The 13,972-nt window shown below is 59.7% G+C and carries 12 protein-coding genes; 9 read left to right on the forward strand and 3 right to left on the reverse strand.

Features of this window, described 5'->3' with window-relative positions; genetic code table 11:
• Positions 1–64: 64 nt before the first annotated feature.
• Entirely contained in the window at positions 65–556 is a 492-nt protein-coding gene (locus tag ACIP66_RS17390; RefSeq protein WP_400649424.1) for a CS1 type fimbrial major subunit, read from the reverse strand.
• Between the two features lie 534 nt (positions 557–1,090).
• On the opposite strand from ACIP66_RS17390, the gene ACIP66_RS17395 reads away from it, so the two are divergent.
• Positions 1,091–1,666 (forward strand): PadR family transcriptional regulator, encoded by a 576-nt coding sequence (locus tag ACIP66_RS17395; protein WP_400649427.1) that lies wholly within the window; start codon positions 1,091–1,093, stop codon positions 1,664–1,666.
• Positions 1,663–2,448, forward strand: coding sequence for a siderophore-interacting protein (locus ACIP66_RS17400; protein ID WP_400649429.1), 786 nt, complete (start codon positions 1,663–1,665; stop codon positions 2,446–2,448). The genes ACIP66_RS17395 and ACIP66_RS17400 overlap by 4 nt, the downstream gene beginning before the upstream one ends.
• A gap of 144 nt (positions 2,449–2,592) precedes the next feature.
• Here ACIP66_RS17400 and ACIP66_RS17405 read toward each other — a convergent pair whose 3' ends face one another.
• Both ACIP66_RS17405 and ACIP66_RS17410 read right to left on the reverse strand, forming a co-directional pair.
• Positions 2,593–3,222 carry a Pr6Pr family membrane protein gene (locus tag ACIP66_RS17405; RefSeq protein ID WP_400649431.1) on the reverse strand — a complete coding sequence of 210 codons (630 nt, stop codon included), beginning with the start codon at positions 3,220–3,222 and terminating at the stop codon, positions 2,593–2,595.
• A gap of 1 nt (position 3,223) precedes the next feature.
• Positions 3,224–3,454, reverse strand: coding sequence for a VF530 family DNA-binding protein (locus ACIP66_RS17410; protein ID WP_008088485.1), 231 nt, complete (start codon positions 3,452–3,454; stop codon positions 3,224–3,226).
• A gap of 333 nt (positions 3,455–3,787) precedes the next feature.
• Between ACIP66_RS17410 and ACIP66_RS17415 the strand changes: the two genes are divergently transcribed.
• The 7 genes from ACIP66_RS17415 to cmoA all read left to right on the forward strand — a co-directional run.
• Entirely contained in the window at positions 3,788–5,149 is a 1,362-nt protein-coding gene (locus ACIP66_RS17415) for a carbohydrate porin (RefSeq protein WP_400649433.1), read from the forward strand.
• 218 nt (positions 5,150–5,367) lie between these two features.
• Entirely contained in the window at positions 5,368–7,779 is a 2,412-nt protein-coding gene (locus ACIP66_RS17420) for a glucose/quinate/shikimate family membrane-bound PQQ-dependent dehydrogenase (protein ID WP_400649435.1), read from the forward strand.
• Between the two features lie 521 nt (positions 7,780–8,300).
• The gene (locus ACIP66_RS17425) at positions 8,301–8,675 is read left to right on the forward strand and encodes a DUF6124 family protein (protein ID WP_397478959.1); all 375 of its coding nucleotides are present in this window, start codon (positions 8,301–8,303) and stop codon (positions 8,673–8,675) included.
• Between the two features lie 670 nt (positions 8,676–9,345).
• Positions 9,346–11,763, forward strand: a complete 2,418-nt coding sequence (lon, locus tag ACIP66_RS17430; RefSeq protein WP_400649437.1) for an endopeptidase La — start codon at positions 9,346–9,348, stop codon at positions 11,761–11,763.
• A gap of 208 nt (positions 11,764–11,971) precedes the next feature.
• A complete protein-coding gene (locus tag ACIP66_RS17435; RefSeq protein WP_053123491.1) occupies positions 11,972–12,364 on the forward strand; it encodes a protease inhibitor I42 family protein in 393 nt (130 codons plus the stop codon).
• A 2-nt stretch (positions 12,365–12,366) separates the two neighbouring features.
• The gene (locus ACIP66_RS17440; RefSeq protein WP_400649443.1) at positions 12,367–13,005 is read left to right on the forward strand and encodes a lysoplasmalogenase; all 639 of its coding nucleotides are present in this window, start codon (positions 12,367–12,369) and stop codon (positions 13,003–13,005) included.
• Between the two features lie 234 nt (positions 13,006–13,239).
• Positions 13,240–13,972, forward strand: a 733-nt coding sequence (cmoA, locus tag ACIP66_RS17445) for a carboxy-S-adenosyl-L-methionine synthase CmoA (RefSeq protein ID WP_400649439.1), incomplete at its 3' end; no start/stop codon positions are given.

Genomic DNA, 13,972 nt, shown 5'->3' on the forward strand with positions numbered 1-13,972 from the left:
CGCTAATAAATAGCGACCGGCCGGGCGTACCCATTGCCAAAGACTGACAATGGTCGAAAGCGCTTTATTGCGTAATGCGCGGAATGGCGTCGAACATCACCACCGGAGTGGCGGTGTACAGGCCGGATTGGCCGTCGGCCGGTTTGGCCGCGGTGATCACCAGATCGGCACGCATGCCGCCGTTGGATTCGGTGTCGCCGACAACTTCTTCAGACGCGCCGGTGAGGGTTTTACCGTTGAAGGTGTACGTCAGCGCAATGGTATTGGCACCGTTGAACAGAGGCTGTGGGCCACCCTCAACGTAAGCACCGACCGAGCCCTGAGTGTGCTGGATGTCATAGGTGCCGCGCACCGCGGACAATGTTCCGGAGCCAATGACGTAGCGCATTTCTTCGTTTTTACCGAAGTTCGGATCGACCGGCTGTGCGTGGAACACCTTGCTCGGAATGTCCGCGACGATATTGATCGCCGTGCGCGATTCTTCAGCCGCAAAGGCAACCGAAGCACCCAGTGTCAGCATGGCCAGAGGAGTAGCGATTGCAAGTTGCTTGAGCATGATTAACTTCCTGTCATTTCGTTGTGGGAGATGGCTGAAGTCCTGCACCTCATTACAGGTCTGAATAACAAAGCCAGCTGGGCTCAGACATGTAAGAAAGTGGACGTTCAACGCCGAGGAATATTCCGCTATTCCCACCACGAAATAAGCAGGGCGTTTCTGACGCACGCGTAGCCCAAGTGCTATTTGACTTGAAAGAAAAACATCAACTTTCAAGAAAAAAACCTGAACAACTGTAAGACAGGTACTACATCAGGAGAAAATGACAAAGTTGCATGTTATGCAACTTCTGTAAGAACCAAACTACACGCGCAACAAAATAGGGACGATATCGATGCTTTAGAGTAATTAACCAAACTAACTGAAAGTTGTATAGGCATTTATTGTTACCGGCGCGGCGAAAAAAAACTGCTCAGGTGCCCCTTGCGCCTTCTGGGCGCTCGTGCAGACCTGCTCGACCGTTGGTCATTTCAGCTTGATCAAGCCATAAGATATATCTTAAGTTGTATCTAAACACGACGAGAGAAGACTGAAATGAGAGACCATCATTCCCCCCACCGCGAACACGGCGACGGCCGTGACGGCTTCGAAAAACGCCCCGGTCGCGAACGCGGCGGTCGCGGCCCCCGGGTGTTCGCCCCCGGCGATTTGAAATTGCTGTTGCTGGCACTGATCGCCGAACAGCCATGCCACGGCTACGACTTGATCCGCCAGATCGAAGGCATGTTCGACGGCGCCTACAGCCCGAGCCCCGGCGTGATCTACCCGACCCTGACCTTCCTCGAAGAAAGCGACCTGATTGCCGGTGACGCCGAGGGCGGCAAAAAACGCTACAGCGTCACCGAGGCCGGTCGTTTGTCTTTAAGCGAACAAGCCGTGGCACTCGATGGCGTGCGCATGCGCATTGATGTGAGCAAACGCTCGCTGCGCGGCCATGACCGCCCTGCCGAAATCCATGAAGCCGTGCACAACTTGCGCCACGCCCTGCAAATGCACCACGGGCGCTGGAGCCCGGAAGAAATCCTGCGTGTGCGTGACCTGCTCAACGACACCGCGAAAGCCATCGTCGACGGCCCCGCCGTTCAACCTGCCCCGGAGAAAGCCGAATGACTGCAGTCGATACCCAAACCATTCACCGCGTGATGCACGAAATCAAACGCCGCAAGCTTGAAGTGTTGCGCGTGGTTGACCTGACGCCGCGCATGCGCCGCATCACCCTCGGCGGGCCTGAGCTGGCCGGGTTTATCAGCCTGGGCACGGACGATCACGTCAAACTGCTGTTCCCGCAGAACGCCGAGCAGGCCGCCGCGCTGGAAACCATGGTGCTCGGCGCCGGCAAGGACGATGGGCTGAAGCCAGAGATGCGCGACTACACGCCGCGCCGTTACGACCTGGATGCACTGGAACTGGACATCGATTTTGTGCTGCACGGTGACGGCCCTGCGTCGACCTGGGCTGAGCAAGCTGCACCGGGACAATTCCTGCACATCGGTGGGCCGCGTGGCTCGATGATCGTGCCGGACATCTTCGACAGCTATTTGCTGATCGGCGACGAAACCGCCCTACCCGCCATCGCCCGCCGCCTCGAGGGTTTGGCGGCGAATCGTAAAGCGCTGGTGGTGATCGAAGTGGAAAACGGTGCAGAACAGCAAGTGCTGGAGAGCGCGGCGCAGGTCAATGTGATCTGGGTGTTGCGTGAGGGCGGCAAGGACAACCTGCTGAGCACGGTGAAACAGTTGCAGGTGCCCAAAGGCAATCTGTATGCGTGGGTGGCGACGGAGACCAAAGTCTCACGGCAGATTCGTCGGGTGCTGATCGATGAGCACGGGCTGGATGAGCAACTGATCAAAGCCGTCGGCTACTGGCGCGCCGAAGGTTCCGAAGAAAAGTGATATCCCCTGTAGGAGCTGCCGAAGGCTGCGATCTTTTGACGTTGATTGTTCAAAAACAAGATCAAAAGATCGCAGCGTGCCGCAGCTCCTACAGAAGTACGCATTCCAATGTAGGAGCTGCCGAAGGCTGCGATCTTTTGACGTTCATCGCCGAGATCGGTCGAGGCCGATCACCAGCAACCCAATCACCACAAACCCCAGCAATATCCCCCCGGCATTGACGAACACCTGTGGATAACCCAGCACCGCCACATCAATGAACGGATACGCATACGCGCCGAGCAAATGCCCGCGCAGCAAGGCGTAGATGAAGTACACCAGCGGATAAATCAGCCACAGCGGCAGATGCCACAGGCGCAACGTGCCCTTCGGTACGCACACCCACCAATACCCCAAAAACAGCAGCGGCATCAGGTCGTGAAGCAATTCATCGGCAACAAACTGCCAACCTTCCGGGTGCCACAAATGCCGCAGCAAAATGCTGTAGGCCAGGCCGACCACGACAATGCTCACGGCAATCCCGCTGCTCACCCACGGCTGTAGAAACCAACGGCGTGCGGCGGACTCACGCTCGGTCACTGCGCAGGTCAGCACCGTTGCCACCAGCGTATTCGTCCATATCGTGAAGTAACTGAAAAAGCTCACCAGCCCGCCTAACAGACTGGCGCTGACGCTCAAGCGTGCGAAGAAAATCAGGTACAGCTGAATAGCCAACCCCGCCCAACCTAAAACGGCCGCGCAGGTCATCAGGCGATGGCGCCAGACGGCGTCCATCTCAGAGTGGTCGCTTGGTGCGCATCAACTTAACGTACAGACGCTCGACCTTCTCCCGCGCCCACGGGGTTTTGCGCAGAAACGTCAGGCTCGACTTGATGCTTGGATCGCTTTTGAAGCAGCGAATATCAATGCGCTCGGCCAGCCCCGACCATTCGTAATGAGTCACCAAAGCGTTGAGGATCTGTTCGAGGGTGACGCCGTGCAGCGGATCGGGGGTTTGGTCGTTCATGCCAGGCCTTTGGGCGAAGTGAAAAATGCGGAAGCCGCGCACCTTAGCCGAGGGGGTGGTTCGGTGGAAGGGCTTCCTTCAAATGTAGGTCAAGGTCAAAAGATCGCAGCGTTCCGCAGCTCCTACTGGTGCACGCATTTCAATGTAGGAGCTGCCGAAGGCTGCGATCTTTTCGCACTGTTACCAAATCTGAAAGGATGCATGTTCACAAAAGGCCTTTCTCAATTTGTTACAGATCATTATCCTGCCGCCCTTCAGCTGAATCGCTTCACTGCCTGCGACATATTGAAGCGCTCAGTTTGCACCCCGAAAACACCAAAAAAAGACTTATTCATGCCCGATTTTTCCTTCTCCCGAGACAGCGCTATCTCAGCCCTGCGCGCCATCGGTAGCTGCACCGCCCTTGGCCTCGCCACTTGCGCCCAAGCGGCGCCCGCGTTCGACAGTGAATCACCGTACATGCTCGGTGACTGGAACGGCACGCGCACCGAACTCTCGGAAAAAGGCTACGACTTCAAGCTCGATTACACCGGCGAAATGGGCAGCAACCTGCACGGTGGCTATGACCATGACCGCACCGCGCGTTACAGCGATCAGTTCGGTTTGGGCACACACCTGGATCTGCAAAAGATCCTCGGCTGGGACGACGCCGAGTTTCAACTGACCATCACCAAACGCAGCGGCAACAACATCAGCAACGACCGCATCAACGATCCGCGCGTCGGCGGCTTCACCTCGGCCCAGGAAGTCTGGGGCCGTGGCCAGACCACGCGCCTGACGCAGATGTGGTATCAGCAGAAATTCTTCGATCAGAAACTCGACATCAAAGTCGGCCGTTTCGGCGAGGGCGAAGACTTCAACAGCTTCCCGTGTGACTTCCAGAACCTCGCGTTCTGCGGCTCGCAAGTCGGCAACTGGGTCGGCGGCATCTGGTACAACTGGCCGGTCAGCCAGTGGGCGCTGCGCGTCAAATATCACCTGACCCAAGAGTTGTACGCGCAGGTCGGTGCCTACGAGCAGAACCCGTCCAACCTCGATCGCGGCAACGGCTTCAAACTCAGCGGCAGCGGCACCCAAGGCGCGATCCTGCCGATCGAACTGGTGTGGACGCCGAAGCTCAACGGCCTGCCGGGCGAATACCGCGCCGGTTACTACTACAGCAACGCCAAAGCCACCGACGCTTATAAAGATCAGAACGGCCAACCGGCGGCCCTCAGTGGCGAAGCCTACCGCAGCGCGTCGAGCAAACACGGGGTGTGGCTGGGTATTCAGCAGCAAGTCACCAGCGTTGCCAGCGATAACAGTCGCGGTTTGAGCGTGTTCGCCAACGGCACGATGCACGACAAGAAAACCAACGCGATCGACAACTACGTGCAGGCCGGCATCACCTACAAAGGCCCGTTCGACGCGCGCGCCAAGGACGACATCGGTTTCGCCCTCGCCCGCGTGCACGTCAACCCGGCGTACCGCAAAAACGCCGAAGCGACCAACCAGGCCAACGCCGTTTACGACTATGACGATCCGGCGTTCTTGCCACCGCAAGACACCGAATACAGCGCCGAGTTGTATTACGGCGTGCATGTAACAAATTGGCTGACCATACGTCCGAACCTGCAATACATCCGCCACCCCGGTGGCGTGAACGACGTCGACGACGCCCTGATCGGCGGGATCAAGATCCAGTCCTCGTTCTAAAGCAACACGCAGATCCCCTGTAGGAGTGAGCCTGCTCGCGATAGCGGTGTTTCAGGCGACATCTCCAGTGACTGAAACAGCGCTATCGCGAGCAGGCTCACTCCTACAGATGAAATTCGTTAGCTAGACAAGTTTTTATCTGAACCATGCCCACGCTCAATCGTCATCTACAGTGACTACTGCGCGGGACTACTTGAAACGTCACGGAGAATCACACTATGAGCACCGAAAGTGCTTCGAGTCGAAGCCGTCTGCTACCGAGTCTGCTCGGCATTCTGCTTCTGCTGATGGGCCTGGCCATGTTGGCCGGTGGGGTCAAGCTGAGCATGCTCGGCGGCTCGCTGTACTACCTGCTGGCCGGTATCGGCATTGCGCTGAGCGGCATTCTGTTGCTGCTGGGCCGTCGTGCGGCGCTGGGCCTGTACGCCATCGTCCTGTTTGCCAGCACCGTTTGGGCGCTGTGGGAAGTCGGTCTGGACTGGTGGCAACTGGTGCCACGTCTGGCCCTGTGGTTCGTCCTCGGCTTCGTGATGTTGCTGCCGTGGTTCCGTCGTCCGCTGCTGCTTGACGGCCCGGCGCCGATGGGCACTCGCGGTCTGACCGTGGCCGTGGTTCTGGCCGGCCTCACCGCGCTGATCAGCCTGTTCACCCACCCGGGCGAAACCTTCGGCGAACTGGGCCGCGACACCGCCGACACCACCAGCACCGCACCAGCGATGCCCGATGGCGACTGGCAGGCCTATGGCCGCACCGAATTCGGTGACCGTTATTCGCCGCTGAAACAGATCACCCCGGCCAACGTCGGCAAGCTGCAAGAAGCCTGGCGCATCCAGACCGGCGACCTGCCGACCGCTGATGACCCGGTTGAACTGACCAACGAAAACACCCCGCTGAAAGCCAACGGCATGGTCTACGCCTGCACCGCGCACAGCAAAGTGTTGGCACTGGATCCGGACACCGGCAAAGAACTGTGGCGCTTCGACCCGCAGATCAAGAGCCCGGTCGGCTTCAAAGGCTTCGCCCACATGACTTGCCGTGGCGTGTCGTACTACGACGAAGCCGCGTACGCCAAAACTGAAAACGCAGCTTCCGCGGTGATTTCCGAAGCCGGCAAAGCTGTTGCTCAGGCCTGCCCGCGTCGTCTGTACCTGCCAACCGCTGATGCCCGCCTGATCGCCTTGAACGCCGACACCGGCAAAATCTGCGAAGGCTTCGGCACCAACGGTGTGGTTGACCTGACCCAAGGCATCGGCCCGTTCACCGCTGGTGGCTACTACTCCACCTCGCCGGCCGCGATTACTCGTGATCTGGTGATCATGGGCGGGCACGTCACCGACAACGAATCGACCAACGAGCCATCGGGCGTGATCCGCGCCTTCGACGTGCGCGACGGCCACCTCGTGTGGAACTGGGACAGCGACAAGCCAGACGCCACCGAGCCTTTGGCACCGGGCGAAACCTACAGCCGCAACTCGGCGAACATGTGGTCGCTGGCCAGCGTCGACGAAAAACTCGGCATGGTTTACCTGCCACTGGGCAACCAGACTCCAGACCAGTGGGGCGCTGATCGCACCCCGGGCGCCGAGAAATTCAGCGCCGGTATCGTTGCTCTGGACCTGGCCACCGGTAAAGTGCGCTGGAACTACCAGTTCACCCACCACGACCTGTGGGACATGGACGTTGGCAGCCAGCCGACCCTGCTCGACATGAAAACCGCCGACGGCGTGAAACCGGCGCTGATCGCCCCGACCAAACAGGGCAGCCTGTACGTCCTCGACCGTCGTGACGGCACGCCGATCATTCCGATCAAGGAAATCCCGGTACCGCAAGGCGCCGTGAAAGGCGACCACACCGCACCGACCCAGGCCCGTTCGGATCTCAACCTGCTGGCCCCGGAACTGACCGAAAAAGCTATGTGGGGCGCGAGCCCGTTCGACCAGATGCTGTGCCGCATCCAGTTCAAAGAACTGCGTTATGAAGGCCAGTACACCCCGCCGTCGGAACAGGGCAGCCTGATCTACCCGGGTAACGTCGGCGTGTTCAACTGGGGCGGCGTTTCGGTCGATCCGGTTCGCCAAATGTTGTTCACCAGCCCGAACTACATGGCCTTCGTTTCGAAAATGGTGCCACGCGAGCAAGTCGCCGCCGGCAGCAAACGCGAAAGCGAAACCGCTGGCGTGCAACCGAACACTGGCGCGCCATACGCCGTGATCATGCACCCGTTCATGTCGCCACTCGGCGTACCGTGCCAGGCCCCGGCCTGGGGCTACGTTGCCGGTATCGACCTGACCACCGGCAAAGTCGTGTGGAAACGCAAAAACGGCACCAGCCGCGACAGCTCGCCAATTCCGATCGGCTTCACCCTGGGCGTGCCTAGCATGGGCGGCTCGATGGTCACGGCTGGCGGCGTCGGCTTCCTCAGCGGCACCCTCGACCAATACCTGCGCGCGTACGACGTGAACAGCGGTAAAGAGCTGTGGAAATCGCGTCTGCCGGCGGGTGGTCAAGCGACCCCGATGACCTATACCGGTAAGGACGGCAAGCAATACGTTCTGTTGGTTGTTGGTGGTCACGGCTCGCTGGGCACCAAAATGGGCGACTACATCATTGCCTACAAACTGCCGGAATAAGCTTTAGCGGCGGTAAAACAAAGGCGATGTCTCGTGAGGGACATCGCCTTTTTTGTGCACCACATTTCCATGTAGGAGCTGCCGAAGGCTGCGATCTGTTGACTTTGATTTTTAAAAGCCAGATCAAAAGATCGCAGCCTTCGGCAGCTCCTACAGGGTGGAATGGGTTGGCTGTGGGAAATTTGCTCGTCCTACAAATGCTGGTGATTGAACGGAGTTTTTCCCACAAGTCGCGTCGGTTGTGCCTCGGAAGTGGGGTGGATAGGCTCTGAGGGTCGCTGCAAATTCAGCGAACGGGCGTCGCGGCCCGAGCAGTTCATTCGATTTGATGCATAATCGCCGACCCAAACGGGAGCGCTCAGGTGCTTGTTGTTTGGTTTGATGGTGGCTGTGCGCGGGATACCTTCGGGTATGCCGAGATTGCCGAATGGCTCGGTCCGCGAACCTGCGTACAGCTGCCACCCTTTGTCGCGTCGCGGCGATTGAGAGTGACAGCCCCACTCATCATTCGGAGCTTCACCATGATCAAACCAACACCCAATCCGCCCGCAGCGGACGACACCACCCCCTACGAATTCCCCGGCTCAAAAAGATTCCACGACGCCGCCGAACGCGCCCTCGACCACTACCTCAAACCCAACGCCCTCACCCTGCGCTTCCACAAACCCAGCACCATGTTCCAGGTCGCCCCCGATCAAGACAACGAAAGCCTGCTGGTACACGCCTGCGAATCCCTGGCCCAAGCCAGCCTCATGACCAGCGACATCGCCGCCTACATCGAACTGCCGCAGCGAAGGACGATTCTGGCGATCCAGCAAATCATCATGCTCGCCGAACTCGCGGTGAACCGCGCACTGGATAACCACGAAATATCCCACCCCCCCACCCACAACTGAAAAAGCCCCTCACCCTAACCCTCTCCCGGAGGGAGAGGGGACTGACCGAGGTGTTTGGGCGAGATACGCCGACGTGCAATACCGAGCCGAACTCACATTCTGAAAAGCCCAAAAACCGGCCCCCTCTCCCTCGGGAGAGGGCTGGGGTGAGGGGCGACCCCACCAAAAAACCAAAGCCAAACACCCGCTCTTCACCACTCATAGGCCGAGTGTCAGCTCGCCTGCTCTTGATCTTGATCCACGAGCGACGTCGGAAGGCTGAGTGGAGGGATTGATCCGGGGGTGGGAGCGCAGCGACCGTTTGGCGCAGCCAAACACAGCGAGAGGAGGTGCAGCGAAGCAAACCGTAGGCGCTGCCCCCGGATCAATCCCGCAGCGAAGGAACCCCGAGCCCCGGCGAGCGGGCCGCACGCAGGAGCAAAGCCTTTTCGGTTACCTTTTCGGCGTTTGGAAAAGGTGACTCGCCGTAAGGGCGAAACCGCCAGCCGCAACACCCAAAAAAAACGGATATACACCCAAAACCCCAAGAACATGGCCGGCCCAAAGGCCACCAAGCCCAAAGCGTGCCCCCTGTCAAAACCCTGAACACACAAGCAGAAACATCGCCCACCATTGAAACCACCGAAAGCCTGCCCCATCTAAGACCCATACCCCATTGCGCAGGTGCCCCATGAGCGACCAGCAAGAATTCCCCGATCACCCCGACGACTACACCGAAGACGACCACATCGAACACACCTCCTCCGGCAAAGGCCTCGCCCTGCCAGGCCAAAACCTGCCGGACAAGGTCTACATCATCCCGATCCACAACCGCCCGTTCTTCCCGGCCCAAGTCCTGCCGGTCATCGTCAATGAAGAACCCTGGGCCGAAACCCTCGACCTCGTCAGCAAATCCGACCACCACTCCCTGGCCCTGTTCTTCATGGACACGCCCCAGGAAGACCCGCGCCACTTCAACACCGGCGCCCTCCCCGAATACGGCACCCTGGTCAAAGTCCATCACGCCAGCCGCGAGAACGGCAAACTGCAATTCGTCGCCCAGGGCCTGAGCCGCGTACGCATCAAAACCTGGCTCAAACATCACCGCCCACCGTACCTGGTCGAAGTCGAATACCCGCACCAGCCGACCGAGCCGACCGATGAGGTCAAGGCCTACGGCATGGCGCTGATCAACGCGATCAAGGAACTGCTGCCGCTCAACCCGCTGTACAGCGAAGAGCTGAAAAACTACCTCAACCGCTTCAGCCCCAACGACCCGTCGCCGCTGACCGACTTCGCCGCCGCGCTGACCTCCGCCACTGGCCCCGAGCTGCAAGAAGTGCTCGACTGCGTGCCGATGCTCAAGCGCATGGAAAAAGTCCTGCCGATGCTGCGCAAGGAAGTCGAAGTCGCGCGCCTGCAAAAAGAGATCTCGGCGGAAGTTAACCGCAAGATTGGCGAGCATCAGCGCGAGTTCTTCCTCAAGGAACAACTCAAGGTCATCCAGCAGGAACTCGGCCTGACCAAGGACGACCGCAGCGCCGACCTCGAACAGTTCGAACAACGCCTCGAAGGCAAAGTCCTCCCCGCGCAGGTGCAGAAACGCCTCGAAGAGGAAATGAACAAACTGTCGATCCTCGAAACCGGCTCGCCGGAGTACGCGGTCACCCGCAACTACCTCGACTGGGCGACCTCGGTGCCATGGGGTGTGTATGGCGAGGACAAACTCGACCTCAAGCACGCGCGTAAAGTGCTCGACAAACACCACGCCGGCCTCGACGACATCAAGGATCGCATCCTCGAATTCCTCGCCGTCGGTGCTTATAAAGGTGAAATCAGCGGCTCCATCGTGCTGCTGGTCGGCCCGCCGGGCGTGGGTAAAACCAGCGTCGGCAAATCCATCGCCGAATCCCTTGGCCGACCGTTCTACCGCTTCAGCCTCGGCGGCATGCGCGACGAAGCCGAGATCAAGGGCCATCGCCGCACCAAAAACGGCGCGCAGCCGGCCCAACTGGTGCTGGCGTTTAAACACGCCCAACTGAAGAACCCGGTGATCATGCTCGACGAGATCGACAAGATGGGCCAGAGCTACCAGGGCGACCCGGCCTCGGCGCTGCTGGAAACCCTCGACCCGGAACAGAACGTCGAATTCCTCGACCACTACCTCGACCTGCGCATGGACTTGTCGAAAGTCCTGTTCGTCTGCACCGCCAACACCCTCGATTCGATCCCCGGCCCACTGTTGGACCGGATGGAAGTGATTCGCCTGTCTGGCTACATCACTGAAGAAAAAGTCGCCATCGCCAAGCGTCACCTGTGGCCGAAATTGCTGGAAAAGGCCGGTGTGTCCAAGGGCAGCCTGAGCATCAGCGACAGCGCGCTCAAGTCCCTGATCGACGGTTACGCCCGTGAAGCCGGCGTGCGCCAGCTGGAAAAACAGATGGGCAAACTGGTGCGCAAAGCGGTGATGAAGCTGATCGACGACCCGAAAGCGGTGATCAAACTCGGGCCGAAAGATTTGGAAGCGTCACTGGGTCATCCGGTGTTCCGCAACGAACAAGTGCTGTCCGGCACCGGTGTGATTACCGGTCTGGCGTGGACCAGCATGGGCGGCGCGACCTTGCCGATCGAAGCGACGCGCATTCACACGCTCAATCGCGGTTTCAAACTCACCGGGCAACTCGGCGATGTGATGAAGGAGTCGGCGGAGATCGCCTACAGCTACGTCAGCTCGCACTTGAAACAGTTTGGCGGCGACGCGAAGTTTTTCGACGAAGCTTTCGTCCACCTGCACGTGCCCGAAGGTGCCACCCCGAAAGACGGCCCAAGCGCCGGCGTGACCATGGCCAGCGCCCTGCTCTCGCTTGCGCGTAATCAACCGCCGAAGAAAGGCGTGGCGATGACCGGCGAACTGACGTTGACCGGGCATGTGCTGCCGATTGGCGGCGTGCGCGAGAAGGTGATTGCGGCGCGGCGGCAGAAGATTTTCGAGCTGATTTTGCCCGAGCCGAACCGGGGTAATTTTGAGGAATTGCCGGATTATCTGAAAGAAGGGATTACCGTGCATTTCGCGAAGAAATTTGCCGATGTGGCAAAGATCCTGTTCTGACAGTTCTGCGGTGACATGACTACCGCTATCGCGAGCAGGCTCACTCCCACAGGGTTATGCAGTGAACACAGAAATTGTGGACACCGCTGGCCATTGTGGGAGCGAGCCTGCTCGCGAAGGCGTCGGCACAGATACCCCGACTGTCACACTTTGTCTCATCTTCAGTTATGCTCGCCGTTCGTCCTGAACGCCCGGAGCCGCTGACCTTATGTCCCCCACTCGCCTGTTTGTCCCCCTCGCCCTCTCGTTGCTGGCCGCTTGCGCCAGCCAACCGAAACAGAACGTGACCGTGGAAAAACAAAGCGAATGCCCGGTGCAACTCACCAACGGGCAAAACCTGATCATCACCCTGCCAAGCAATCCAACCACCGGTTACCGCTGGGCCATTCAGGATTCCGCCGGTGGCGTGCTGCGTGCACTCAGCCCTGAGGTCTACAGCAATCCGGAAGATGCCGGCGTGGTCGGTGCCGCCGGAATTTCAACCTGGCGCTTCCAGGCGTTCGCGCCCGGCACCGGGCGTCTGCGTCTGACCTCGCAACAGCCGTGGGCGCCGGAAGTGCTGCCGGTGGAAACCTTTGATTGCGCGATTTCGGTGAACTGATCGTGGGTTGGTTGATTCTGGCGCTGATGGGCGCGGTGACGTTTCTTTATGGTTTGAGCACCCACGCGGCGCTCCTGTGTTTGTTGGTCAAACCACTGCCAGTGCTGGCGCTGCTCGGCTGGCTGCATGATGCGCCGCCCAGCGACTATCGGCGCTGGATCAGTCTGGGGCTGATTTTCTCGTTGCTCGGTGATGTGCTGCTGGCGTGGCCGGGGGATTTGTTCGTGTTTGGCCTTGGCGCGTTTCTGGTCGCGCATCTGGCGTATCTGAAGGCTTATCTGAGTGACTGCAAGCGTCTGGCGATGCTGCCGCTGGTGCTTGCCCTCGGTGTTGGCGCGGTGCTGTTGGGAATGCTGATTTCCAGCGGGCTCGGGCCATTGCTGGTGCCGGTGATTGTCTATGGCACGGCAATCAGCGCGATGCTCTGGCGCGCACTTGCCCGACTCGGCACCGATGTGCCGAAACGTTCGGCGTTGCTCGCGGCCGGCGGTGCGCTGGCGTTTGTATTCTCCGACAGCGTGATTGGCATCGATCGTTTCGTATCGCCATTTCACGCTGCGCCATACGTCATCATCCTCAGCTACTGGCTCGGCCAGTGGGGCATCGCCGCCTCGGCGTTCTCCCAGACCAAACGGATCTGATCATTCCCACGCTCCGCGTGGGAATGCATCCTGTGACGCTCTGCGTCACTTGCGCAGGGACGCAGAGCGTCCGGGGCGGCATTCCCACGCAGAGCGTGGGAATGATCAGCCGATCTCTGCAGGAGCTGCCGCAGGCTGCGATCTTTTGATTTACCGCTTTATCAGACAACCCAAGCATCCCCGCGCCCTTTTGGCTAAAATGCCGGCCTTTCCATTTACACCGCCGGAACCGCCGTGAGCAAAGAACCCGATCGCATTTTCGCCAAGCCTCTGGCCCAGGTACCCGACTTCGCCTTCAACGAAGACGTGGTGCGGGTGTTCCCGGACATGATCAAGCGCTCGGTGCCGGGTTACCCGACCATCGTCGAAAACCTTGGCGTACTCGCGGCGCAATTCGCTCAGCCGAACAGCGTGCTCTACGACCTCGGCTCATCGCTGGGTGCGGTCACTCAAGCCCTGCGCCGCCACGTGCGCACCGACGGTTGCCGGGTGATCGCGGTGGATAACTCTGCCGCGATGGTCGAACGCTGCCGTGAATACCTCAACGGTCAGGACTCGATGTTTCAGGAGTTGCTGCCGGTGGAGGTCATCGAAGGCGACATTCTCGCCCTCGACTTCCAGCCCGCCTCGGTGGTGGCGCTGAACTTCACCCTGCAATTCATCGCCCCCGATCAGCGCACCGCGTTGCTATCGCGCATCCGCCAATCGTTGCTGCCGGGCGGCGCGCTGATCCTCTCGGAGAAGCTGCGCTTCAATGATGCCGAAGAGCACGCGCTGCTCACCGATCTGCACGTCGCCTTCAAACGCGCCAACGGTTACAGCGAACTGGAAATCGCCCAGAAGCGCAGCGCCATCGAAAACGTCATGAAGCCCGGCTTTGGTGAAACCCGCCGCCAACACGGGCGGGCGGGGTTGTTGGTGGGGGGGGGGGGTGATTTCGGTTTGGGTTGGGCTTGGGGTGGTGGGG

Origin of the sequence: Pseudomonas sp. NPDC088429 (assembly GCF_044753305.1) — a bacterium.
Taxonomy (GTDB): Bacteria; Pseudomonadota; Gammaproteobacteria; order Pseudomonadales; family Pseudomonadaceae; genus Aquipseudomonas; species Aquipseudomonas rustica.

Coding starts and splice junctions, on each gene's coding strand:
- ACIP66_RS17390 (WP_400649424.1), bottom strand. CDS start 556: ATGCTCAAGCAACTTGCAATCGCTACTCCTCTGGCCATGCTGACACTG.
- ACIP66_RS17395 (WP_400649427.1), top strand. CDS start 1,091: ATGAGAGACCATCATTCCCCCCACCGCGAACACGGCGACGGCCGTGAC.
- ACIP66_RS17400 (WP_400649429.1), top strand. CDS start 1,663: ATGACTGCAGTCGATACCCAAACCATTCACCGCGTGATGCACGAAATC.
- ACIP66_RS17405 (WP_400649431.1), bottom strand. CDS start 3,222: ATGGACGCCGTCTGGCGCCATCGCCTGATGACCTGCGCGGCCGTTTTA.
- ACIP66_RS17410 (WP_008088485.1), bottom strand. CDS start 3,454: ATGAACGACCAAACCCCCGATCCGCTGCACGGCGTCACCCTCGAACAG.
- ACIP66_RS17415 (WP_400649433.1), top strand. CDS start 3,788: ATGCCCGATTTTTCCTTCTCCCGAGACAGCGCTATCTCAGCCCTGCGC.
- ACIP66_RS17420 (WP_400649435.1), top strand. CDS start 5,368: ATGAGCACCGAAAGTGCTTCGAGTCGAAGCCGTCTGCTACCGAGTCTG.
- ACIP66_RS17425 (WP_397478959.1), top strand. CDS start 8,301: ATGATCAAACCAACACCCAATCCGCCCGCAGCGGACGACACCACCCCC.
- lon (WP_400649437.1), top strand. CDS start 9,346: ATGAGCGACCAGCAAGAATTCCCCGATCACCCCGACGACTACACCGAA.
- ACIP66_RS17435 (WP_053123491.1), top strand. CDS start 11,972: ATGTCCCCCACTCGCCTGTTTGTCCCCCTCGCCCTCTCGTTGCTGGCC.